Origin of the sequence: Arthrobacter sp. AZCC_0090 (assembly GCF_014207375.1) — a bacterium.
GTDB lineage: Bacteria > Actinomycetota > Actinomycetes > Actinomycetales > Micrococcaceae > Arthrobacter.
In genome coordinates this window covers 337,270-359,898 of the sequence record NZ_JACHEE010000003.1, presented here as the reverse complement: position 1 = coordinate 359,898, position 22,629 = coordinate 337,270, and the positions used below count along the sequence as shown (strand labels likewise).

The window sequence follows — 22,629 nt, the reverse complement described above, 5'->3', positions numbered from 1 at the left end:
CCCTGTCTTCCGGACAGCCGACTGCTCTCTGCTGAAACGCCGACGGCGGCCCGCCCACCCAAGTGGGAGGCCGCCGTCGGGCACTCCAGAGGCCGCCAAGCCCTAGGCGAGGCGGGTCAGCCAGCCGTGCTTGTCCTCGACCGTTCCGGTCTGGATGCCAAGTAGCTGCTGGCGGATCGCCATGGTGGTTTCGCCTGCCTTGGCGTCCTCGGAACCGATGAACTCCGTCTTGTCCTTCAGTACGCCGATGGGCGTGATGACCGCCGCGGTTCCGCATGCGAAGACCTCGGCGATGTCGCCGGAAGCCACACCATCCCGCCACTCGGCGAGGGTGATCTTCCGCTCGGAAACCTCGCGGCCCATGTCCTTGGCCACCTCGATCACGGAGGAACGAGTCACGCCTTCAAGGATTGTTCCAGTGAGCGCGGGGGTAGCGAGTGAGCCGTCCTTCATGACGAAGAAGACGTTCATACCGCCGAGTTCCTCGACCGCATCGTCGTTGAAGTGGTCCAGGAAGAGGACCTGCTTGCAGCCGTTCTCCTCGGCCTCCATCTGGGCAATCAGGGAAGCAGCGTAGTTTCCACCGCACTTGGCTGCACCGGTCCCGCCGCGGCCGGCGCGGGCGTATTCACGGGAGATCCAGATGGACACCGGCTTGAGCTCGCCGCCGAAGTAGTTTCCTGCCGGGGATGCAATCACCCGGAATGAGACCTCGCGGGCTGCGCGGACACCTAGGAAGGCCTCCGTGGCAATCATGAAGGGGCGCAAGTACAGCGCTTCGCCATCGCCGGACGGGACCCATTCCTTGTCCGCCTGCACGAGTTCGCGGATCGCACCGAGGAAGTATTCCTCGGGAAGTTCCGGAAGAGCCAAGCGGCGGGCCGACTTGTTCAGGCGGGCGGCGTTGGCCTCCGGACGGAAGGTCCAGATGGAGCCGTCGGCGTGGCGGTATGCCTTGAGGCCTTCGAAGATCTCCTGGCCGTAGTGGAGGACGGCTGCCGAAGGATCCAAGGAAATAGGTCCGTAGGCCTCGACCCGGGCGCTGTGCCAGCCACCCTTGCCCTCTGCGTCAACGCTGTAGTCGACGATGACGGTGTTGTCGGTGAAGTAGTCGCCAAATCCTGGGTTTGCCAGGATGGCTGCACGCTCCTCAACAGACTTCGGGTTCTCCGAGAGCTGCTGGCTGAATTCGACGCCGTGGGCAGTCTGAGTCATGTTTCCTCCAGTCGGCTACCTGGCACAGCGAACCTTCTCTTGGAGGATATGGTTCAGCGACGGACCACGGCAGCAGGTAAATAATTCAAGTAAAGCTTACGCCTGAGGACAGGCCCTAAAGTGCGGCCGCGATAGCGTCGCCGATGGCCACCGTGCTGCGGGTCTCGCCGCTGCGGCTTTCGATGTCAGCCACGACCGCGGCTTCGATCCTGCGGGCGGCGGTGGTGTAGCCGAGGTGGTCCAGCAACAATGCCGCGGACAGGATGGCGGCAGTAGGATCCGCTTTCTGCTGGCCCGCGATGTCCGGTGCGGAACCGTGGACGGGTTCGAACATGGAGGGCGCAGTACGGTCCATGTTGATGTTGCCCGAAGCTGCCAGTCCGATGCCGCCGGTGATGGCCGCGGCGAGGTCCGTGATGATGTCGCCGAAGAGGTTGTCGGTAACGATCACGTCGAAGCGGGAGGGATCGGTGACCATGAAGATCGTGGCGGCATCGATGTGCAGGTAGTCGTGGGTGACCTCGGGGAATTCCTTGGCCACGGCCTCAACGGTGCGCTTCCACAAGTGGCCGGCGAAGACCAGGACGTTGTGCTTGTGGACGAGGGTGACGTGCTTGCGGGGACGCTCGCTGGCGCGGCGGAAGGCGTCCCGCACAACGCGCTCGACGCCGTGTGCCGTGTTGAGCGATACCTCGGTGGCGACCTCGTGGGGGGTCCCTCCGCGCAGCGTACCGCCGTTGCCGACGTACGGGCCCTCGGTGCCTTCGCGGACCACGATGAAATCGATGTTGCCGGGGTTGGCCAAGGGGCTGCCGACCGTACCGTAGAGGCGTGACGGGCGCAGGTTCACATAGTGATCCAGGCTGAACCGGAGCTTGAGCAACATCTCGCGTTCAATGATGCCGGAAGGAATACGGGTGTCCCCCGGGGCTGCTCCGACGGCGCCGAACAAGATGGCATCGCGGGTCCGGAGATCCGCCAGGACGTCGTCTGGGAGAGTCTCGCCGGTTTCGAGCCAATGCTGGGCTCCAAGCTTGTATTCGGTCTGCTCCAGGGTGACGCCTTCTTCGGCAACAACCTTTTCCAGGACCTTGAGGGCTTCGGCAATGACTTCGGGGCCAATGCCATCACCGGGAATGACGGCCAGATTGATCGTTGCGGCGGGGTGCGATGCGCTCATGTTTTCAGACTGCCAAGGCATCCACATGCTGGTCAAAATCGTCTCAGCATTTGAACTCCGGAGTGCGACGGTCGAGGATGCGAGCGGCAGGCCGCCGCCTCCAACGCTCGCTCACTTATGCGGCACTTTCCGCCGCCGATCCTCGCTCACATATTTGCGCAAAAAAGCGAACGCTCCTTCAGATCCGCAGGGCTTGCCGGACAGATCTGAAGGAGCGTTTGCCTCACGCACCGCATACGTGAGCGAGCGTTTGCCTCACGCACCGCATACGTGAGCGAGCGTTTAGGACTCGGCGGGCTCCTCGTAACGCGGGAAGACCGGGGCCGGGGCCGGGAGCTGCGTGCCCGGGACGATCGGAGTGGCAATGGCCGCGAATTGGCGGGCCTCGCCTTCGGGCTGTCCCAGCACCTCAAGCAGCTTGGCCGCCGACGTCGGCATGACAGGTTGGGTGAGGATCGCCACGATGCGGACAACCTCCAAGGTGACGTACAGGACCGTGTTCATGCGCTCGACGTCGGTCTTGCGCAGCACCCACGGGGCCTGCTCGGCAAAGTAGGCGTTGGTGTCACCGAGCACGGCCCAGATTGCTTCGAGGGCACGGCTGAATTCCTGCTTCTCGAAAGCGGCGCGGGCAACGTCCAGCAAGCCGCCGGCCTGGGCGAGCAGCGCGGAGTCCTCTGCCGAGAAATCGCCCGGGACCGGCACCGTGCCTTCGCAGTTCTTGGCCACCATGGACAGCGAACGCTGCGCAAGGTTACCGAAGTTGTTGGCGAGGTCGGCGTTCATGCGGCCCACGATTGCCTCGTGGTTGTAGCTGCCGTCTGCGCCGAAGGGCACTTCGCGGAGGAAGAAGAAGCGCACCTGGTCCAGGCCGTACTGCTCCACGAAATCCTTGGGGGCCACCACGTTGCCGAGGGACTTGGACATCTTGACGCCATTGTTGGTGAGGAAGCCATGGATCATGACCCTCTTGGGTAGTTCCAGGCCGGCGCTCATCAGGAAGGCGGGCCAGAAGATCGCATGGAACCGGGAGATGTCCTTGCCAATGACGTGGACGTCCGCGGGCCAGAACTTCCGGAACGCCTCAGACTCGGCATCCGGGTAGCCGACCCCAGTGAGGTAATTGGTCAGGGCATCAACCCACACGTACATCACGTGCTTGTCATTCCCTGGAACCGGGACACCCCAGTCGAAAGTCGTCCGGCTGATGGACAAGTCCTGCAGACCCTGCTTGACGAAGCTGATGACCTCGTTGAAGCGGTACTGCGGGGCGCCGAATTCCGGCTGCTCCTCGTACAAGGCCAGCAGTTTGTCCTGGTACGCGGACAGGCGGAAGAAATAGCTCTCCTCCGCGGTCCACGTCACCTCGGTGTCGGTACCGCTCGAGTAACGGACGCCGTCGTCCTTCAGTACGGTCTCGTCCTCGGTGTAGTAGGCCTCGTCGCGGACCGAATACCAGCCCTCGTACTTGGACAGGTAGATGTCGCCCTTGGCTTCCATCTTCTTCCAGATGGCCTGCGAGGCAGCGTAGTGATCTTCATCGGTGGTGCGGATGAAGCGATCATACGAGATGCCCAAAGCAGCGTGGGCGGCCTTGTAGATTTCGGCATTCCGGTCCACGAGTTCCTTGGGGGTGATGCCTTCCTTCTCCGCCGCCTGGGCAATCTTCATGCCGTGCTCGTCCGTACCGGTCAGGAACATCACGTCGTAGCCGTCGAGGCGCTTGAACCGGGCCATCGCGTCAGTGGCAATGTACTCGTAGGCATGGCCGATATGCGGCACGCCGTTCGGGTAGGTGATGGCGGTGGTGATGTAGAACGGGGGTTTTTCTGAAGACGTCACTCTACGAAGTTACCTTCTCTTGGAGATGGAAAGACCGGACCGGCCGCATGTGACGGCCGGTCCGGAAGCATCGGTTACTAGATCAATTCAGTCAGCGTATCGCTGAGCCTAACCAGCTCGTGGTCGTGCGAGGCCACCAGCACGGCAATGCCATCGCTGGTGGTGTCCTTCAGGATGCTGATGATGCGGTTGGCCGAGGTACGGTCCAAGCTGGCCGTGGGCTCGTCCACTACCAGGACACGGGTACCCAGGATCAGCGCGCGGGCGATCGCGACGCGCTGGCGCTCACCTCCGGACAGCTGCGCCGGACGGTGGCGCATGCGCCGGCCCAGACCCACCAGGTCCAACAGGTCCTTGGCCATTTCGGTGCGCTGCTCCACTTCGCCGTCGGGAACGGCCGGCAACAGGACATTCTCCAACGCACTCATGCCATCGATCAACGCACCACCCTGGTCCACGTACCCGATCAGCGCGCGGCGGCGGTCTGCGATTTCGTCGTCCCCCATCTTCTCCAGGGAGTCGCCTTCCCAGAGGACCCGGCCCGACGTCGGAAGCGTGAGTCCCGCGCCAACCGTCAGGATGCTGGTCTTGCCTGAGCCGCTTCGCCCGGCGATGCAGTGCATCTCGCCGGCGTGGAGGGTGAGGCTGAAGTCCTCGACGACCGTGACCGGCTCGGCACCACCCTTGTCCCCGCCATAGCGGATGGTGATGTTGCTCAACTGCAGGGGCGTCGCGTGGTCCTCGGCCTTCACGATGGTATTTGCGCGGGTCAACAGCGACTCGTCGGTGGATTCCGTGGCCGGGGTCAGATCGGGTTGGAGATTGTCAGTCATTTGACCACTTTCGTTGCAATGGGAATCCAGCAAAGTACAGCCAGCAATCCGGCCAAGGCGGCCCAGAGTGCGGCATAGGGAGCGAGCAGCAGGCCAAGGCCCAGCGCGCCCAGGACGCCCAGGACCAAGGCCGCAGTCCCGACCAAGGCATTTTCGAAGAATCGAACCTGCCCCAGCATGTCCGGGTTCCAGCCCATGGCCTTGAGCGTGCCAAGTTGTTCGCGCTTGGCCCGGAGTTCGAACCGTCCTGTGACCAAGGTCAGGACGAGGCCGACGAGCACCCCGCAGACCGCCAGGGTGACGCTCGGCAACGCGATGGTGGCCGACGCCAGTCCGCTGAGTGCACTGGCTCCTGCTGCCCGTGGAATGTCAATGAGCAAGGCGATCAGGGCACCAACGGCGGCCCCGAACACGCCGACTGCCACTGCCAGCGCGACTGAGTTGAAACGGTTGGTGACCAGCTGACGGTACGCAAACGTCAGCGGCGAATCCACTGCGATGAGGCGTTCATCGTGCTGCGGTTCCTGGTCTACGACGTCACGGTGCCGCAACTGCTGGGCAGCGAAGTACGCGGCAGCGAAGTAGATGAGCAACACGGACGCGGAAACAATGACCGTGGCTAGATTCCAGCTCAGTAGGCTCAGCGCGATGCCTGCCACGGCAAGGATTGCTGCACCAATGCCGAATTCCTCAAGGACCCAGCGCCGGACCCTCTTTTGGGTCCAGCCCATGGCCCGGAGGATCCCGGCCTCACTGCGTCTCTGGCGGATGTAGCTGACTGTGGAAGCGCCGGTCAGGAGCGTGGCACCGCACAGCGTCAGGAAGAGGAGGGTGATGTTGGTGCTTGTCAGGGACCCGGAGACAGCATCGGCGGCATCCTGACGGACCCACGATTGCACGACGGTGCCCAGGTCCGACTCCTTGCCGGCGTCGTCCTTGGAATACCCCGGGACGAAGATGTTGGCGTCTTCACGCGCGGAACCGGCCACCACGGTGGCTTCGAGTCCCATGTCGCGGATCTGGGCAGCGAGCTTGTCGACGTCCGGCTGGGCTTGTTTCCAGTTGCCGGGGGCGCTGGCGCGGACCCGTACGGCATCGATCACGTTGGCGTTGGAATCGTAACCGCGGGCTGCGGCAAGGCCGTAGTAGTCGGTAATGGCACCGGCGGATTGGCTCACCAGGCCCGTGGCGCTCAGCGACGGCTTGAGGCCTTTGGCTGCGGTGTCATTGCCTGCGGCGTCCTTCTGGAGCGTCATAGGAGCCGGGTCGTAGCCCCCCAAGGGGAGCTTGTTGACGTCGCCTGCTGCTTTTTGGATCTGGGCTGGATCAAACGTCCCATAGACCATCGGCAGCGGCGTAGCCCGCTTCGATCCCGTGGAAAGATTCTCACGGTACGAGCGCTCGTCAACAGGCTTGCGCTGGGCCTGGTCCACCATCGCCCCGAAGGCCGACTTCTCGGGCAGCTTGTTGACTGTCACCCAGTCCCCCGGCATTGCGGACTTGCCGACGGCACCGTTCGCGGAGGCTTCGCCGTCCTTGTACTTGGGTGCGGCCGCGAAGTCCGTGCTCCACTGGGCAGGCTGGTACAGGCCTTGACCGAAATTGCCCGTGTTACCGAGCAGCTGGCTGTGGTCGGTGGATCCGGGCCATTCGAGGGCAAACGGCGACTTTGAAACGAAGGGCAGGTAGTCCTTGTCCAACGAACGCGAGACAGTGCCGACGTCATTGACGACCTTGCCGGAATCGTCGATTTCCTGGATCTTGACCGAGTACTTCAGGTCAAGAGATGTTCCCTGCCGGACGATCAGGGGAATGGCCTGCGAGGCATCCGTGATCTGGCCGGACAGCTTTGCCTGCTGATACTGGGTCATGAGGGGCGCCCAATATTTGAGCTTGACACCGAGGAAGTCGGGGCCCTGTTCGAGCTCTTGCTGCGTGGGGCTCTTGGCGAACAGCTGTTCAAAGTAGCGGCCGATGGCGCCCGCGTTGCGCGTATCGACAGGTGGTGCTTTTTCCAGCGGTGCCAGGAAGTCACCGGCAGATCCAAGGAGCGCACGTTCAGCTGCGGGGTCGACTGCGACGACGGATTCGGTGACCTGCGGGGCCATGGGAAGGGCGACCGAAAGGTTGAAGAGGTTGTGCTCGGAGCCACCGGCAGGCGCAGGGAACTTGATCCCGGTCTCCCCTGCTGGGCCGGCAATGCGGATGCTCTTCCCTCCGGCGGTCTGCTGTTCAACAACCTGGCCTTTGCCCAGGGTTCCTTCAGCACTGGCCTGGAAGAGCGTTTGCTGGGATACTCCGTCGGAGCTCACGGCAGTGGCTGTCAGGCGGTACTTCTTTGGCTGCGCAGGAAGGACGGATTCCGGCGCGGGCCACTTCTTGGAGTCCGTTCCGGTGGGGTCCCCTGCAGTGGCGCCGCCAGCAAGGCCTGCGTTGTAGCCGAGGTAATCCATCGCATCAAGCCGCGGGGCCTCCAGGTTCTGCGTCACCCGGGAGACAAGGCTGATGGGGGCGGCAACGGACGTGCCACCCAGACCACGGATCTTCTCGAGTTGCTGGAAGCTGATGCCGCCCTGGCCGTTAGCGATGTCCGGCTGGATGAGGGCTCCGCCGTCTTTGGTGTTCCCGGCCTTGGCCTGCACGAGGATGTCGTACAGGCCTCGCGAATTCTCATCCACCGTCCGGTTCAGCGCGGCCTGGGACTGGCTTTGGATGAAGACGGACATGCACATGGCGACGATCAAAATGGCCGCGGTCAACAGCAGCACACGGCTTCTGATGAACCTCTGGACGGCGTTCATAGGGCTCCCTGAGTCCTGGATTGCGGGTGCGCACACTGCTCTCCCTGAAACCATGCCGAGGCAAGAGGAATCCACCGGGTGTGTGCAAAGGGTATTGGCCGGCCTGCCGCCGGATCCGAATTTCGGACCAAGCCATTGTAGGCAGACCGGCCAATAATATGTGGCCGATGTGAACTGCGGCACACGATTTTAGCTCAAGCGGTTCGGATGCTAGTCCTCCAGATCGACTTCACGAACCATGTCGGCACCGATCCCGGCCTTGATTGCCTCAAGGACCTGCTGCGGCACGGAAGTGTCGATCGTCAGCAGCGCCAGGACCTGGCCACCTTCGCTCTGGCGGGCCACCTGCATGCCACCGATGTTGATGTTGTTCATGCCGAGGATATGGCCGATCGTGCCAATGACGCCGGGACGGTCCGCGTAGGAAACGACTACCAGATGCTCGCTGATCGGGATTTCGACGTCGTAGCCGTTGACGCCCACCAGCTTCTGGACTTGCTTAGGTCCAGTCAGGGTGCCGGCCACCGAGATCTGGGAGCCGTCGCTGAGTGCGCCGCGGATAGTCAGGACGTTGCGGTAGTCCTCGGCTTCCGACGTCGTGATCAAACGGGTGTTGATGCCTCGCTGCTCGGCGATGACCGGTGCGTTGACATACGAGACCTGCTCAGTGACGACGTCGGCGAACACGCCCTTGAGGGCGGCGAGCTCAAGGACCTTCACGTCCAGGCTCGCAATTTCGCCTGCAACCTCGACGTCGATCTGCGTCAGCGATGCGTGGGTCAAGGCCGTGAAGATACGGCCGAGCTTTTCGATGAGCGGAATTCCGGGGCGAACGTCGGAAGCGATCACGCCGCCCGCAACGTTGACGGCGTCAGGCACGAGTTCGCCGGCAAGGGCCAGGCGCACGGACTTTGCCACGGAGACGCCCGCCTTTTCCTGGGCTTCATCGGTGGAGGCACCCAGGTGGGGCGTCACGATGACGTTGTCCATACCGAAGAACGGGAGGTCGGTGCTCGGCTCCTTGACGAACACATCGATTCCGGCGCCGGCGATCTGACCATCTTCCAAGGCCTCGTGAAGGGCTTCCTCGTCGATCAGGCCACCACGGGCAACGTTGACCACGTAGGCCGTTTCCTTCATCTTCTTGAAGGCATCGGCGCCCAGCATGCCTACGGTTTCAGGGGTCTTGGGCATGTGGATGGTGATGAAGTCCGACTTCTCCAGCAGTTCGTCCAAGGTGACAAGCTTGACGCCGAGCTGCGCTGCCCGGGCGGAGGTGATGTAGGGGTCGTACGCGAGGATCTCGGTCTCGAAGCCCTGCAGCCGGGCAGCCACGAGGGCTCCGATGCGTCCGAGGCCGATGATGCCGATCTTCTTTTCGAAGAGCTCGATGCCCGTGTACTTGGAGCGCTTCCATTCGCCGCCCTTGAGGGCGGAGCTCGCCTGCGGGATGTGGCGGGCAAGGCTGAGGATGTGGCCGACCGTGAGTTCGGCTGCGGACACAATGTTCGACGTCGGGGCGTTGACCACCATGACGCCAGCCTGGGTGGCGGCCTTGATGTCCACGTTGTCCAGGCCGACGCCGGCACGCGCGATGATCTTCAGGTTCTTGGCTGCGGCAATTGCCTCGGCGTCCACATGGGTTGCGGACCGCACGAGGATGGCGTCGACGTCGACGATTGCGGAGAGCAGCTGGGAGCGGTCCGCACCGTCGGTTTGGCGGATCTCGAAGTCCGGACCAAGGGCCTCGATCGTGGCGGGCGAAAGTTCCTCAGCGAGGAGTACTACTGGCTTGGTGCTAGTCACCGGTGACCTCTTTAGCTCTCTTTTTTCAGGTGGGGTTTTGGTGAAACGATTCTTTGACGACGAAGGCCGGACCCGGTATACCGGGTCCGGCCTCCATGCCGGGCGGCTTCATTTCGAGCCTATCCCGAACGGCGTTCTGTGTTGAATTGCTACGGCCACGCCGCGGCTTCAACAGGTGCCTTTAATTAGCGGGCTGCAGAGCCTTCGACGTAATCCTCGTCCTGCTGCTGCCAGGAGAACAGGGAACGCAATTCGCGGCCGACGCCTTCGATGGGGTGCTGCTCTGCCTTGGCACGCAGCTCCTTGAACTCGACAGCACCGTTGTCCTGGTCGTCAATGAAGCGCTTGGCGAACGCGCCGGACTGGATGTCGGCGAGGACGCCGGCCATGTTTTCCTTGACGCGGGGGTCGATAACGCGCGGACCGGAGACGTAGTCGCCGTACTCTGCGGTGTCGGAAACGCTCCAGCGCTGCTTGGCAATGCCGCCTTCCCACATGAGGTCAACGATGAGCTTGAGCTCGTGAAGCACCTCGAAGTAGGCGATCTGCGGCTGGTAGCCGGCCTCGGTCAGGGTCTCGAAGCCGTACTGGATCAGCTGGGAGACGCCGCCGCACAGGACTGCCTGTTCGCCGAAGAGGTCGGTTTCGGTCTCTTCAGTGAAGGTGGTCTTGATGACGCCGGCGCGGGTGCCGCCGATGGCCTTGGCGTAGGACTTGGCCAGTTCCCAAGCGGAACCGGTAGCGTCCTGCTCGACGGCGATGATGTCCGGAATACCGCGGCCGGCTTCGAACTCGCGGCGCACGGTGTGGCCCGGAGCCTTCGGGGCGATCAGGATGACGTCAACACCCTCCGGTGCCTCGATGTAACCGAAGCGGATGTTGAAGCCGTGCGCGAAGGCCAGTGCCTTGCCGGCGGTCAGCTTGTCCTTGATGGAGTCGTTGTAGATCGAGCGCTGGTGCTGGTCCGGCGCCAGGATCATGATGACGTCTGCCCATTCGGCGGCGTCGGCAACGTTCTTGACCGTGAAGCCTGCGTCCTCGGCCTTGGCGATCGACTTCGAGCCTTCCTTGAGCGCGATGACAACCTCGACGCCGGAGTCGCGCAGGTTCAGCGCGTGGGCGTGTCCCTGGGAACCATAGCCGACAATGGCAACCTTGCGGCCCTGGATGATCGACAGGTCTGCATCGTCGTCGTAGAACATTTCAGTCACTTGCGTAACTCCTTTGAGTGGATTTCTTTGTAGATATTGTCTGTGGTGCGTTGTTGGGCGGCTACGCAGTGCCTAAGACGGTGTCTTACTCAGTGTCTTAAGCGCTGCGTAGAGCCCTGTCACTCATGGAGCGGGATCCCCGTCCAACGGCCAAGGTGCCGGACTGCACGATTTCGCGGATGCCGAATGGCTCGAGCACAGAAAGCAGCGCTGCGAGCTTTTCCGGAGTACCGGTTGCCTCGATAACCACCGAGTCTGTGGAAACGTCAACCACTGAGGCACGGAACAAGTCTGCAGCTTGGGTGACCTGCAGGCGTGTCGCGGCATCCGCACGTACCTTGACCAGGATGTGGTCACGTTGCACGGAAGATTCTGGGGTCAGCTCGACAATCTTGATCACGTTGATCAATTTGTTGAGCTGTTTGGTGACCTGTTCGATGAGTTCACCATCGGCGTCGACGACGACAGTCATGCGGGAAATCCCGGCAACCTCGGTGGGGCCGACGGCCAGGGAGTTGATGTTGAAGGCGCGCCGGGCGAAGAGGCTGGCCACGCGGGTCAGCACGCCGGGCTTGTCTTCGACCAGAACGGACAGTGTGTGGCGGCTCATGGCTAGTCCTCCTCTTCCCATTCCGGGGTCATGTTGCGGGCAACCTGGATCTGGTCGTTGGAGACTCCTGAGGGGACCATCGGCCACACCATGGAGTTCGGGCTGACCACGAAGTCGATGACCACAGGGCGGTCATTGATTTCCAGTGCCTTCTGGATGGTGGCGTCGATGTCCTCGTCCCGCTCGCAGCGGAACGCAGCACAACCGTACGCGTCCGCCAGCTTGACGAAGTCCGGGATACGGACGGTGTCGTGGCCGGTGTTCAAATCGGTGTTGGAGTAGCGGCCTTCATAGAAGAGGGTCTGCCACTGGCGCACCATGCCCAGCGAAGAGTTGTTGATGATGGCAACCTTGATGGGAATTTTGTTGATGGCACAGGTGGCCAGCTCCTGGTTGGTCATCTGGAAGCAACCGTCGCCGTCGATCGCCCAGACCACGCGGTCGGGTTCTCCGACCTTGGCGCCCATGGCTGCAGGCACGGCATAACCCATGGTTCCGGCGCCGCCGGAGTTCAGCCAGGCATGGGGACGCTCGTATTTGATGAATTGAGCGGCCCACATCTGGTGCTGGCCTACGCCCGCAACGTAGATGCCTTCCGGCCCCGTGAGCGCACCGATGCGTTCGATGACTCGTTGGGGGGCACTGAGTCCGTCTTCGGGCTCGGTCCAACCCAGGGGGTAGGTGTCGCGAAGGTTGTTGAGGAATGCCCACCAGCTGTCCAGGTCCGGGGTGCCGGATTGTTCGAACGCGGCCCGGACGGCCTCGCTCAACTCCGGAATGATCTCCTTGACCGATCCCACGATCGGAACGTCAGCCGTGCGGTTCTTGGAAATCTCCGCGGGGTCGATGTCCGCGTGGATGATCTTGGCGTGCGGAGCGAAGGTGCTGAGGACGCCAGTCACCCGGTCATCGAAGCGTGCACCTAGGGTGATCAGCAGATCGGACTGCTGCAGTGCGGTGACCGCGGAAACCGTGCCGTGCATGCCCGGCATGCCGACGTGCTGAGGGTGGGAATCCGGGAACGCGCCGCGGGCCATGAGGGTGGTCACCACGGGTGCGCCGGTCAGCTCTGCGAGTTCGCGCAGTTCGGCCGAAGCGTGCGCCTTGACCACACCGCCACCGACGTACAGGACAGGCTTGCTTGCCGCAGCGATCAGACGGGCAGCCTCGCGCACCTGCTTGTTGTGGCCACGGACCACCGGCCGATAGCCCGGCAAATCGATCTTGGGCGGCCAGGAGAAGGTCATGGTCCCCTGCTGGGCGTTCTTGGCAATGTCCACCAGTACCGGACCGGGACGCCCGGTGCTGGCAAGGTAGAAAGCTTCGGCCATGACGTGCGGAATATCGTTGGGGTCCGTCACCAGGAAGGAGTGCTTTGTGATCGGCATGGTAATGCCAACAATGTCCGCTTCCTGGAACGCATCCGTGCCAATGACGGAAGCGGATACTTGGCCGGTGATGGCCACGAGCGGCACGGAGTCCATGTGGGCGTCCATGATGGCGGTAACGAGGTTGGTGGCACCGGGGCCGGAGGTGGCGATACAGACGCCAACCCGCCCGGTAACCATGGCGTAGCCTTGGGCTGCGTGGCCGGCTCCCTGTTCGTGACGGACCAGGACGTGATTCATCTTGGAGGCCATCAAAGGGTCATAGGTGGGGAGGATCGCGCCACCGGGCAAACCAAAAATATCGTCGACGCCGAGTTCTTCGAGCGAACGGACAATAGCTTCCGAGCCGGTCATCACCGTTGGGGGTACAACGTTGTTCGGCCCGAGTACAGGAGAGAGAGTTGCAGCATTGTCGACGACGGCGTCAGCCGGACGGTCGACCTTTTCCGGAGCTTTGGGGGCTCCAGCGGACTTTGCAGCCATCAGCGAGGGGCTGATCGGCGATCCTTTGCTCATCGGGCTCTTCCTTTGGGGATCTTCAATTAGTGAAAGGTACTGCTTGGGTACTGCGTTCATACGGGTTCTTGCTTCGCGCTGTCCCCTGCGGGAAATAAAAAAACCCCTCAGCCTTGCGGCTCTTCGAGGGGTTGCGCGTGACGGTTCGTTACCAGTCGGGCTAGGAGGCCACGCGCTTGGTAAGTACGACAGTGCCCACGGTGGCGCCGACAGTAACGAATGCGATCATGCGTTCAGTGTTCCCTCTTTGTGAGATAAGTGTCAAACGACGAAGAACTCATCTCACTATGTGGACCCCATTGTCCACGGGTTGGTCCTACCTCGGACGCTCACCCAAGTGACTCGCAGTTGTTGTCGTTATGAGGCGTCAAAACGACAACAACTGCGAGTCAGTTGGGCCGGAACCCAGAACTACCCGCAGTAAGCGCCCGTGGAGGCGCTGTGCACCAGCTTGGCGTACTTGGCAAGGACACCCTTGGTGAACTTCGCCGGGAGGGGCTCCCAGCCGACCTTGCGGGACTCGAGCTCGGCTTCGTCCACCAGGAGGTCAAACGAACGGGCAGCGATGTCCACGCGAATCTTGTCGCCGTCCTTGACGAAGGCGATGGGACCGCCGTCGACGGCTTCAGGCGCAACGTGGCCGATGCAGAGGCCGGTGGTGCCGCCGGAGAAGCGGCCATCGGTCAGAAGGAGCACGTCCTTGCCGAGGCCCGCGCCCTTGATGGCGCCGGTGATGGCGAGCATCTCACGCATGCCCGGGCCGCCCTTCGGTCCTTCGTAACGGATCACGACGACGTCCCCGGCCTTGATCTCGCCCTTGTCCAAAGCGTCGAGGGCGCCCTGTTCGCGTTCGAACACGCGGGCGGTTCCTTCGAAGACATCGGCGTCGAAGCCGGCGCTCTTCACGACGGCACCTTCCGGCGCCATGGAACCGTGCAGGATGGTGATGCCGCCGGTCTTGTGGATCGGGTTGTCCAGGGCGCGCAGGATCTTGCCGTCCAGGTCCGGCGGGTTGATGGAGGCCAGGTTCTCGGCGAGGGTCTTGCCCGTGACCGTCAGGCAGTCGCCGTGCAGCAGTCCGGCGTCGAGCAGCGCCTTCATGATGACCGGCACGCCGCCGATCTTGTCGACATCGGTCATGACATAGCGACCGAAGGGCTTCAGGTCACCCAGGTGCGGGATCTTGTCGCCGATGCGGTTGAAGTCGTCGAGCGTCAGTTCGACCTCGGCTTCGCGGGCGATCGCGAGCAAGTGCAGGACGGCGTTAGTGGAACCGCCGAACGCCATGGTGACGGCAATGGCGTTCTCGAACGCCTTCTTGGTCATGATGTCCCGGGCGGTGATGCCGAGGCGGAGCAGGTTGACCACTGCTTCACCGGACTTGCGGGCAAAGTCATCACGACGGCGGTCTGCCGAGGGCGGGGCGGCCGAGCCCGGCAGGGACATGCCGAGGGCTTCGCCGATGCACGCCATGGTGTTGGCCGTGTACATACCGCCGCAGGCGCCTTCGCCGGGACAGATCGCGCGTTCGATGCGGTCCAGGTCACCCATGCTCATCTTGCCGGCAGCGCATGCGCCCACGGCCTCGAAAGCGTCGATGAGGGTGACTTCCTTCTCCGAGCCGTCCTCGAGCTTGACCCAGCCCGGCATGATGGAACCGGCGTAAAGGAAGACGCTGGCGAGATCCAGGCGGGCAGCCGCCATCAGCATGCCCGGGAGGGACTTGTCGCAGCCGGCCAGCAAAACAGAGCCGTCAATGCGCTCGGCCTGCATGACGGTTTCAACGGAGTCGGCAATGACTTCGCGCGAGACAAGGGAGAAGTGCATGCCCTCGTGGCCCATGGAAATTCCGTCCGAAACGGAAATGGTTCCGAACTGCATGGGGAAACCACCGCCGGCGTGAACGCCTTCCTTGGCGCCCTGGGCGAGTCGGTTCAGCGAGAGGTTGCAGGGCGTAATTTCGTTCCACGAGCTCGCGACGCCGATTTGGGGCTTGGCGAAGTCGTCATCGCCCATGCCTACGGCCCGGAACATGCCTCGCGCGGGGGCGGCATGGATGCCGTCCGTTACGACCCGGCTGCGTGGCTTGATGTCCGGCTGGTTGTCTGTCGCAATTGGGGTGTGGTCACTCATGGGCACGAGTCTATGACTCTTGGGCTGTGGCCAACGAACACGACGGACTGGTTGAGGCAAATTTAGCGCTATTTGATTCAATATTTCATTCAGATAGTGGACGCTCGTCTCAATATACGAGACAGCACGAGCCTGCACTCACCCTCCGAGTGTCACTCGTCACTGAGCCGAAGCTCCTGCGCAATGACCGCGGCCTCTTCCTGAAGCAAGTTGAGGGTCTGCCTGATGGTAGTACGGGCGGCCACCTCCGGACGGGCGAGGGCCACAATGCTACGACTGGCGCGAACTCCTACGAGCGGGCGGAGGACCAGCCGCTTTCCCTGGTTGGCGTGGGCCGTGTATCGGGGAAGCAGGCAGATTCCGTGCCCTGAACCAACCAGGGCTTCAAGGACCCGGAGGTCGGGGTACCGCTGGCCGCGCACCGCCGTCGTGCCCGCTTGGAGCTCAATCTGGCGGAGCACGGTGTCAAAGGGAAAGCCGACAGGAACGCCGAGCCACGGGTAACCCACCACGTCATGGGCCGTCAGCCGTGCCTTGGCCGCTAGCTTATGGCCGGCCGGCATGGCGACGTCCAGGGCTTCCTCCAGCAGTGGGAGGACCTCAAGGCCATGCCGGGCGAACACTTCCGGGCCATCCACGCTGTGGGCGAGGACGATGTCATAATCCGCTGCCAATCCGGCGAAACCGTCAGTTCCGGGATCCTCGAAATGGGCTTCGAAATGCAGCCCTTCAATCGCCTTGACTCGGTGCAGCAGTCCAGGCAGCAGCATCTCGGCGGCGCTCGGGAAGAACGCCGCCCGAATGTGGGCCTGCCAACCCCTGCGATAGGTGTCAACCGTCGATTCCGCCCGGGCCATCGCCGTGGCTACATCGGCAGCCGCTCCCGCCATGGCGAGGCCCGCCTCGGTCAGCCGGACTCCCCTGCCATCCTTCTCCACGAGAACGACGCCGAGCTCCTCCTGGAGCGTTTTGAGCTGCTGTGACACCGCAGAGGCTGTGACGTTCATGGCATCCGCCGTTGCCCCGACCGTCTGCCTGTCCGCCAGTTCGCGGAGGATACGCAGCCTCTTGAAGTCCATGAAGACACCCTAGGGGATGCGACTCTCAACTCAGTTCGCTCGGGCAGCGGCATTGGAAGCATGCAACATAGCGCGTGCCTCGAATCGATTGACAAACCTAGACAGTCCCGTGACACGGACGTAACGTCAAATCACGACAACTGTGCCACTCGAACAGAAGGGCTCCTCCCATGGATTGGTTGATCTGGGTCATCGTCATTGTGCTGATCGTCGCGATTGTCTGGTGGCTCATGAGCCGCAACAGCGCGAAGTCTTCCTCGGGCGGCATGGCCCCGTCCTCTCCGTCACAAACTGCCTCGTCTCCGCAGATGGACGTCACAGCTGCGGCCTTGACGGGTTCGGCCCCTTTGGTGGCAGCGGCCGCGACCGCCGAACAAGACTTGGCTGAGCAACGCGCCGACGCGCCCGAGACCGCCCCGGAGCCCGAGCTGGAACCAGCACCAGAGCAGGGCGGCGTCGACGTCGACGACTGGGAGCGCCCTGGCCCGCCCCTCGAATCCGGGATGGCCGCCCCGGCAGAGTCCCCAGCTACTGAAACCACAGTGGAGGAGCCCCTGTTCGAGGAGCCCACGCTCCCGGAACCTCTGCTGTCCGAAGAGCTGGCGGAGGAGAGCACGAGCTCCGAGGCCGCAGTCTCGGAGAAGGCCGAGCCGGGAGTTCCAGAGCCGATCGTTCCCGCACCGGTCCTTTCCGAGCCGGAACTCGAAGAGGGCGTGACGGCCGACGACGTCACCGCAGCCGACGACGGACCTTCCGTTCCCCACGCAGCCGACAGTTCGGTGGCCGCAGGAACGCAACCCGCCACTCCCGCGCCACCCAGTCCCGAGCAGCTGGCCGACAGCGCCGAATGGGAAGCCACGTGGAGCGAAGTCGGCGCACCGGCTGCGCCGGTTCCGGTCCACCACCGCGAGTACACGGACGCCCATTCACCGACGCTTCCCGGTGCCGAATCCGCCGCGGCGGAGATCGACGACACGGCTCCGGACGGGCAGCAAGAGAAGCAGCAAGAGGCGGCTGACGCCGTCGCGGGGCCGCTGGGCGGTCATCTCGCCGCCGACCAGCCGTACGGCGAAGGTTCGGCTGCCGCGAACGCTGATGGGAGCGGCCCTGACGGCTACACAGTCAAAGGCAATGCCGACACCATGATCTATCACGATGAAGACAGTGCGTCCTACGACGAGGTCAAAGCCGGGGTCTGGTTTATTTCGAGTGCCCACGCGGAGGCCGCCGGTTTCCGTCCGCCGCGTAGGAATCGCCGCTGAGCACCAGCGAAACTGACGGTCCCAGGACGACAACCAAGACACACCATGGACCAGGCGCAGGCGGGTTCCGGAAGCTTGCTCCGGCCCCGCCTTTTGCCTGCCCGGGCGCTCATGGCCATAGTCTGCATCTCGGCTTTGCTCCTGGGCGCTTGCACGGGGAGTTCCCCCGGCACTGGCTCGTCGCCGGGAGGACCGCCGGCGACGTCACCGCCCGCGAGCCGGTCACCCGTCGTCCAGGCCCCCGGGCCTCCAGGCAAGGGCCTGGAGCTGATCCGGAAACTGGACCTGAATCTCACCCTCCCGTGGTCCATCGTGTTCCTTGACGACGGCACAGCAATCATCTCGGAACGGGACACCAAGCTCATCAAATCCGTCCGGAACGGCAACCACGCAACCATTGGCGAGTTTCCCGGCGTCGTGCCCGGCGGCGAAGGCGGACTGCTGGGACTGGCCCTCTCCCCGACCTTCGCCAGGGACCACTTGCTTTACGCCTACTTCACCGCTGAATCGGACAACAGGATTGCCCGGACCCGGCTGGAACAAGCCGCGGACGGGCGGTTGAGTCTTGGCACACCCGAAGTCATCTTCTCCGGCATCTCCAAAGCCTCAACCCACAACGGCGGGCGCATCCGCTTCGGCCCCGACGGGTTCCTCTACGTCGGCACGGGTGATGCGCAGCGCCCTGAGCAAGCCCAGGACCGCAATGCGCTTGGCGGGAAGATCCTGCGGCTCACCCCAGATGGAAAACCGGCGCCGGGCAACCCCTTCGGCAACAACCCGGTATACAGCTACGGACACCGCAATGTGCAAGGGCTGGCCTGGGACAGTGCCGGCAGGCTATGGGCGAGCGAATTCGGTCCGGATGTGAACGACGAACTCAATCTCATCGAAGCGGGCGGCAACTACGGTTGGCCACTAGTAACCGGTGCGCCCGGCCACGCCGGTTTCCGTGATGCCAAGGTTGTGTGGCCGTCGACGGCGGACTCCTCCCCGAGCGGCTTGGAAATAGTCAATGGAACGGCGTTCACCTGCGCCTTGCGGGGGCAGCGATTGTGGACTGTGCCCCTCAACGGGGAAACGGCAGGGGCTCCTGTGGCATACTTCACATCCCAGTACGGTCGACTCAGGGACGTTTCGCTTGCCCCAGACGGCACTCTATGGGTTCTCAGCAACAACCAAAACCCTGATTTTGCGCTAGTCCTGCAGCCTCCCCGGTAGCGGCGGGGAAGGGGCTCGTGCCGATTTCACACTTCGGCAGGTGTCGTGTAGAGTTACATGTCGTTGCGGAGATCAACGAGGGAACAAAGAGCCTTCAGCTGATCAAAATCGACGAATGCACCTCTAGCTCAATTGGCAGAGCAATTGACTCTTAATCAATGGGTTCCGGGTTCAAGTCCCGGGGGGTGCACCAAAGGAAGGGCCCTTGAGCGGCAGTAGCCGCTCAAGGGTTATTTCTTTGCGTTGTGAGCAACAAACAATTGCACCTCTAGCTCAATTGGCAGAGCAATTGACTCTTAATCAATGGGTTCCGGGTTCAAGTCCCGGGGGGTGCACCAAAAGAAAGATCCCTGGATGGCCGAAACGCCGTTCAGGGATTTTTTGCATTTCCAACCATCCGCCATGGGCCGACAGCCCGGCGGACTTAGCCGGAGACGTTGCCCTGCGTTGCGCCGGAATCGGCGGCCACAATGACGTTGACAGCATCGGAAGAATCGTTGTTCGCCAGTTCTCGCACCAAGGCCTGAAGCTCCCAGCGCAGTTTGGCGGTATCCACGGGAACAAATGCAAGCACCTCCCGCTCCAGCTGCGAAGCTAGCCCGAGTGTGTGCTCCCCCGCTTCCGTCAAACTGACCATCTGGCTTCGGCGGTCGGAAACGCCGCGCGTGCGGCTGACATGGCCGTGAGCCTCCAGCCTGGCGAGCGTCTTCCCCATGGTCTGGGCCTGAACGCGGACAATTTGTGCGAGCATCGACTGTGTGACGGGTCCTTTGACGGCCAGTACTTCCAGGACAATGACCCCGGCGTGGGTCAGTCCCATACCACTCAGTTTCTCGTTCCAGGCGTGCTCCACTAGCCGCGCCGCCGTGGAGAGCAAGCGCCCGGTGGGCCACCGTTCCATATCAGGCATAAGGGCCAGTATATCGGCCGGGACATACAGATCCGGTTCGAATTCAATTCGTGAAGCGAGCAACTCATCACTAAGCTAAGTGGTCGCGACGCAAGCAAGGAGCACATTATGGCGGAACGACTCATTCCGGGCGATATTGCCCCCGATTTCACCCTCAAGGACCATACCGGCCAAGAGGTCAACCTGGCCTCGTACCGTGGCCGCAATACGGTCATCTATTTCTACCCGGCGGCGTCCACTCCGGCATGCGCGAAGCAGGCTTGCGACTTCCGCGATTCCCTCTCAACTCTTCATGCCGCCGGTTACGAAGTCCTTGGTGTCTCTCCGGATACCGTGAAGGATTTGGAAAAATTTGTGGCGGAGGAATCACTGACCTTTCCCCTGCTGTCCGACGAAGGGCACCAGGTAGCTGACGCTTACGCGGCTTGGGGCGAAAAGAAGAACTACGGGCGCACGTACCAAGGGCTGATCCGATCAACGATCGTCGTCGACCCTGACGGCAAGGTAGCCGTGGCGCAGTACAACGTGCGGGCTACTGGACACGTTGCAAAGCTCCGCAGGGACCTCAAGCTCGACAAGTAGGCGCCACATGCCCATGTCGGGCCAGGTTGGAACGGCTGGCGCAAAACCGCGGGTACAATAGAGGGCGGTATATGCCCGGGACCCAGGAACGCTGGATCCTGGCCAGGTACCGGCACCCGCGCGAGTGGTGAAATTGGCAGACACGCAGGATTTAGGTTCCTGTGCCTTCGGGCGTGGGGGTTCAAGTCCCCCCTTGCGCACATGTCGGAAGTGCCCCGGTCCCTGACCGGGGCACTTCCGTTTCCAGCGAGGACTCAGGCCCCTGAACTAGACTGGGCTGCGGTCCGGCTGCCACGGGCCTTCGCCCGTCCAACTGCCTTGAGGGGACAAGAGTGGTAAGCAGCAAGCTTCGCCGAGTCACGCTACAAATCGGCGCAGGCCTTCTGGCCGTGGCCTTGACCTCGTGCACGGTAAGTCCTGGACCGGCACCGTCGACATCGGCCGCAGGCGACGCTCCGGCAGAACCGAGCAAGACATTCAACTTCGGAACGCCGTCGATGCCCCTTGGACTCGATCCCGCTTTGACGAACGACGCCGAGTCGTATCGCGTCACCCGGCAAGTGATGGAAGGCCTTGTAGGCGTCGATGCTTCCACCGGGCAGCCGACGCCCCTACTAGCCACAGCGTGGTCCCAGGGAAATGACGGCCTCAGCTACGACTTCACACTGCGCACAAAAGTCACTTTCCACGACGGGACAGTCTTTGATGCCGCGGCAGTGTGCAGCAACTTCAACCGCTGGTTCAACTTTCCGGCAACCGTACGCCAACAAGTGCCAGGCATTCCCTTCAAGAGCGTCTTCAAGTCCTTCTCGGACGACGCCGTGCTTTCCCTCTTCAAGAACTGCAAGGCGATCTCTGCCGACCACGTCCAAATCAACTTGGCGAAGCCCTTCACTGGATTCCTCCAGGCTTTGACGCTGCCAGCTTTCGCAATGTCGTCCCCCAAAGCGATGGCCGAGGGCAATGCGAACGTCCTGGACAAGAAATTGGCAGGACAGCCGGCGTCGGCGTACGCGTCCCACCCCGTAGGCACCGGCCCGTACGTCTTCTCTTCATGGAGCGCGGACCGCATCACCCTCACGAGCTACAAGGGATACTGGGGCGACCGCGGACAGATCGCTACCGTCAACTTCCTTCCGTTCGACCATACGCAGGGCCGCCTCCAGGCCCTGCTGGCGGGCACAATCGACGGCTACGACCTCGTCACCGCCGGCACCTTCGACCAACTGGTCAAGAAGGGCATGCAGATTGTCCAACGGGATCCGTTCTCCGTGATGTACCTGGGAATGAACGAGTCCGTTGCGCCTCTCCAGAACCTTGGCGTCCGCCAGGCAATCGAAATGGCCATCGACAAAGAAACCCTCATCCATAAGTTCTTTATCGACAACACCTCACCGGCTTCCCAGTTCGTTCCGCCCAAGCTGAGCGGATTCAACAACAATGCTCCGGCGCTCGGGTATGACCCGGACAAAGCCAAGCAGCTGCTCGCCAAATCCGGCTACAAGGGCGAAGAACTCAAGTTCTACTACCCGCTCAACGTCACCCGCGCCTACATGCCCACACCGGAAAAGATCTACGCGGAGATCAGCGCCGAGCTGACCGCCGTCGGACTTAACATCAAACCGGTACCTGTGAGCTGGGACGACGGCTACCTCCAAAAAGTCCAATCGCCTGGCGACCATGCGCTCCACCTGCTCGGCTGGAATGGCGCCTACTCGGACCCGGACAACTTCGTGGGCACCCTTTTCGGCGAGAACAACGGTGAGTTCGGCTACAGCGATCCGCAAGTGTTCTCGAAAATCGACAGGGCACGCGGGCTCCCTGACGGCTCTGACCGCAACTCCCAATACCAGACCATCAATGCCCAAATCGCTGCAACCGTCCCGGCGGTCCCCGTTGCCTTCCCTATCTCGGCCTTGGCCCTTTCCGACCGCGTCGAGAAGTACCCTGCATCGCCTGTCTTAAACGAAGTTTTTACAAACGTTCGCCTGAAGTCTTGACGGGCCGCCGCAATTTCAGTTATGCGCCCACGCGGGGATATTC

The 22,629-nt window shown here is 62.6% G+C and carries 16 protein-coding genes and 3 tRNA genes; 7 read left to right on the top strand and 12 right to left on the bottom strand.

Going from position 1 to position 22,629, the window contains the following annotated elements:
* Positions 1–102: 102 nt before the first annotated feature.
* The 11 genes from HNP00_RS06960 to HNP00_RS06910 form a co-directional block, all read right to left on the bottom strand.
* On the bottom strand, positions 103–1,215 hold the full coding sequence (locus HNP00_RS06960; RefSeq protein ID WP_184737300.1) for a branched-chain amino acid aminotransferase: 1,113 nt from the start codon (positions 1,213–1,215) through the stop codon (positions 103–105).
* Positions 1,216–1,330: 115 nt separating this feature from the next.
* Positions 1,331–2,395 carry a 3-isopropylmalate dehydrogenase gene (locus tag HNP00_RS06955; protein WP_184737298.1) on the bottom strand — a complete coding sequence of 355 codons (1,065 nt, stop codon included), beginning with the start codon at positions 2,393–2,395 and terminating at the stop codon, positions 1,331–1,333.
* A gap of 282 nt (positions 2,396–2,677) precedes the next feature.
* Positions 2,678–4,237 carry a methionine--tRNA ligase gene (gene metG / locus HNP00_RS06950; protein ID WP_184737296.1) on the bottom strand — a complete coding sequence of 520 codons (1,560 nt, stop codon included), beginning with the start codon at positions 4,235–4,237 and terminating at the stop codon, positions 2,678–2,680.
* Positions 4,238–4,314: 77 nt separating this feature from the next.
* A complete protein-coding gene (locus HNP00_RS06945; protein ID WP_184737294.1) occupies positions 4,315–5,070 on the bottom strand; it encodes an ABC transporter ATP-binding protein in 756 nt (251 codons plus the stop codon).
* Positions 5,067–7,871, bottom strand: a complete 2,805-nt coding sequence (locus tag HNP00_RS06940; RefSeq protein ID WP_184737291.1) for an ABC transporter permease — start codon at positions 7,869–7,871, stop codon at positions 5,067–5,069. The genes HNP00_RS06945 and HNP00_RS06940 overlap by 4 nt, the downstream gene beginning before the upstream one ends.
* A 210-nt stretch (positions 7,872–8,081) precedes the next feature.
* Complete coding sequence (gene serA, locus HNP00_RS06935; protein ID WP_184737290.1) at positions 8,082–9,677, bottom strand: phosphoglycerate dehydrogenase; 1,596 nt, start codon at positions 9,675–9,677, stop codon at positions 8,082–8,084.
* A 185-nt stretch (positions 9,678–9,862) separates the two neighbouring features.
* Positions 9,863–10,888 (bottom strand): ketol-acid reductoisomerase, encoded by a 1,026-nt coding sequence (ilvC, locus tag HNP00_RS06930; RefSeq protein ID WP_184737283.1) that lies wholly within the window; start codon positions 10,886–10,888, stop codon positions 9,863–9,865.
* Between the two features lie 97 nt (positions 10,889–10,985).
* The gene (gene ilvN, locus HNP00_RS06925) at positions 10,986–11,498 is read right to left on the bottom strand and encodes an acetolactate synthase small subunit (RefSeq protein WP_184737276.1); all 513 of its coding nucleotides are present in this window, start codon (positions 11,496–11,498) and stop codon (positions 10,986–10,988) included.
* 2 nt (positions 11,499–11,500) lie between these two features.
* On the bottom strand, positions 11,501–13,402 hold the full coding sequence (locus HNP00_RS06920; RefSeq protein WP_184737274.1) for an acetolactate synthase large subunit: 1,902 nt from the start codon (positions 13,400–13,402) through the stop codon (positions 11,501–11,503).
* 411 nt (positions 13,403–13,813) lie between these two features.
* Positions 13,814–15,535 (bottom strand): dihydroxy-acid dehydratase, encoded by a 1,722-nt coding sequence (gene ilvD / locus HNP00_RS06915; RefSeq protein ID WP_184737272.1) that lies wholly within the window; start codon positions 15,533–15,535, stop codon positions 13,814–13,816.
* 152 nt (positions 15,536–15,687) lie between these two features.
* Positions 15,688–16,614 carry a LysR family transcriptional regulator gene (locus HNP00_RS06910; RefSeq protein ID WP_184737270.1) on the bottom strand — a complete coding sequence of 309 codons (927 nt, stop codon included), beginning with the start codon at positions 16,612–16,614 and terminating at the stop codon, positions 15,688–15,690.
* Between the two features lie 170 nt (positions 16,615–16,784).
* On the opposite strand from HNP00_RS06910, the gene HNP00_RS06905 reads away from it, so the two are divergent.
* From HNP00_RS06905 to HNP00_RS06890, 4 genes are all read left to right on the top strand, one after another.
* Positions 16,785–17,876, top strand: a complete 1,092-nt coding sequence (locus HNP00_RS06905; RefSeq protein ID WP_184737268.1) for a hypothetical protein — start codon at positions 16,785–16,787, stop codon at positions 17,874–17,876.
* A gap of 45 nt (positions 17,877–17,921) precedes the next feature.
* Positions 17,922–19,094 (top strand): PQQ-dependent sugar dehydrogenase, encoded by a 1,173-nt coding sequence (locus HNP00_RS06900; protein WP_395893793.1) that lies wholly within the window; start codon positions 17,922–17,924, stop codon positions 19,092–19,094.
* A 117-nt stretch (positions 19,095–19,211) separates the two neighbouring features.
* Positions 19,212–19,287 (top strand) — tRNA-Lys (locus HNP00_RS06895).
* Positions 19,288–19,356: 69 nt separating this feature from the next.
* Positions 19,357–19,432, top strand: a tRNA-Lys gene (locus HNP00_RS06890).
* A gap of 86 nt (positions 19,433–19,518) precedes the next feature.
* On the opposite strand, the gene HNP00_RS06885 is transcribed toward HNP00_RS06890, so the two are convergent.
* Positions 19,519–20,004 (bottom strand): MarR family winged helix-turn-helix transcriptional regulator, encoded by a 486-nt coding sequence (locus HNP00_RS06885; protein WP_260404807.1) that lies wholly within the window; start codon positions 20,002–20,004, stop codon positions 19,519–19,521.
* A 108-nt stretch (positions 20,005–20,112) separates the two neighbouring features.
* Here HNP00_RS06885 and bcp point away from each other — a divergent pair, with 108 nt between their 5' ends.
* From bcp to HNP00_RS06870, 3 genes are all read left to right on the top strand, one after another.
* Positions 20,113–20,586, top strand: coding sequence for a thioredoxin-dependent thiol peroxidase (gene bcp, locus HNP00_RS06880; RefSeq protein WP_184737266.1), 474 nt, complete (start codon positions 20,113–20,115; stop codon positions 20,584–20,586).
* 118 nt (positions 20,587–20,704) lie between these two features.
* Positions 20,705–20,786 (top strand) — tRNA-Leu (locus HNP00_RS06875).
* Positions 20,787–20,918: 132 nt separating this feature from the next.
* On the top strand, positions 20,919–22,586 hold the full coding sequence (locus HNP00_RS06870; RefSeq protein ID WP_184737264.1) for an ABC transporter substrate-binding protein: 1,668 nt from the start codon (positions 20,919–20,921) through the stop codon (positions 22,584–22,586).
* Positions 22,587–22,629 lie beyond the last annotated feature (43 nt).

What these genes read in the sequence shown, in the direction of transcription:
- HNP00_RS06960 (WP_184737300.1), bottom strand. Translation starts at nt 1,215, where the DNA reads ATGACTCAGACTGCCCACGGCGTCGAATTCAGCCAGCAGCTCTCGGAG.
- HNP00_RS06955 (WP_184737298.1), bottom strand. Translation starts at nt 2,395, where the DNA reads ATGAGCGCATCGCACCCCGCCGCAACGATCAATCTGGCCGTCATTCCC.
- HNP00_RS06945 (WP_184737294.1), bottom strand. Translation starts at nt 5,070, where the DNA reads ATGACTGACAATCTCCAACCCGATCTGACCCCGGCCACGGAATCCACC.
- HNP00_RS06940 (WP_184737291.1), bottom strand. Translation starts at nt 7,871, where the DNA reads ATGAACGCCGTCCAGAGGTTCATCAGAAGCCGTGTGCTGCTGTTGACC.
- ilvN (WP_184737276.1), bottom strand. Translation starts at nt 11,498, where the DNA reads ATGAGCCGCCACACACTGTCCGTTCTGGTCGAAGACAAGCCCGGCGTG.
- HNP00_RS06920 (WP_184737274.1), bottom strand. Translation starts at nt 13,402, where the DNA reads ATGAGCAAAGGATCGCCGATCAGCCCCTCGCTGATGGCTGCAAAGTCC.
- ilvD (WP_184737272.1), bottom strand. Translation starts at nt 15,535, where the DNA reads ATGAGTGACCACACCCCAATTGCGACAGACAACCAGCCGGACATCAAG.
- HNP00_RS06910 (WP_184737270.1), bottom strand. Translation starts at nt 16,614, where the DNA reads ATGGACTTCAAGAGGCTGCGTATCCTCCGCGAACTGGCGGACAGGCAG.
- HNP00_RS06905 (WP_184737268.1), top strand. Translation starts at nt 16,785, where the DNA reads ATGGATTGGTTGATCTGGGTCATCGTCATTGTGCTGATCGTCGCGATT.
- HNP00_RS06900 (WP_395893793.1), top strand. Translation starts at nt 17,922, where the DNA reads ATGGACCAGGCGCAGGCGGGTTCCGGAAGCTTGCTCCGGCCCCGCCTT.
- HNP00_RS06885 (WP_260404807.1), bottom strand. Translation starts at nt 20,004, where the DNA reads ATGCCTGATATGGAACGGTGGCCCACCGGGCGCTTGCTCTCCACGGCG.
- bcp (WP_184737266.1), top strand. Translation starts at nt 20,113, where the DNA reads ATGGCGGAACGACTCATTCCGGGCGATATTGCCCCCGATTTCACCCTC.